The sequence below is a fragment of the Shewanella sp. Iso12 genome (assembly GCF_012030025.1).
GTDB lineage: Bacteria > Pseudomonadota > Gammaproteobacteria > Enterobacterales > Shewanellaceae > Shewanella > Shewanella algae.
Window position 1 is genome coordinate 1 of the sequence record NZ_JAAUHW010000050.1, and the last position, 412, is coordinate 412.

The 412-nt window shown below is 59.2% G+C and carries 1 protein-coding gene; it reads right to left on the reverse strand.

Features of this window, described 5'->3' with window-relative positions:
• On the reverse strand, nucleotides 1–377 hold a 377-nt coding region (locus HCX89_RS22685), incomplete at its 3' end, for a contractile injection system protein, VgrG/Pvc8 family (RefSeq protein ID WP_254428418.1).
• Nucleotides 378–412: the final 35 nt, after the last annotated feature.

Below are 412 nucleotides of genomic sequence, written 5' to 3' on the forward strand. Positions count from 1 at the left end.
AACAGCACCGCGATGATGTCGGTCAGGCTCTTTTCCTGGAAGATGCGGCTGTTGCGCCGCAGTTGCAGGCGGCTCAGGGCCGGCTCCAGTCTCAGCCGGTAGCGGGTCTGTCTGTGGCCGCTGTCGCCGCGGCCAAAGCGGCTTACTATGCCGTGCAGTTCTCGTTGGCATTCGCCGTCCTGCCACCAACTCAGTACCCCGCTCTGGTCCACCAAATCGCTCGCCTTGATATCGTCCCGGCGACTCAGCAACTCAAGCTCTACCACATAAGGACTCGACAGCGATTCTTCCAGCTTGAACGACAGCACCGACAGGCTATCCTCTGCCAAACTGCCCGCCTTGAATCCAAAACGCATGCCGCTCCCTTGATGACTCATCTTCGCTGTCCTTATTGTCCCTGTCCTTTCGCGGT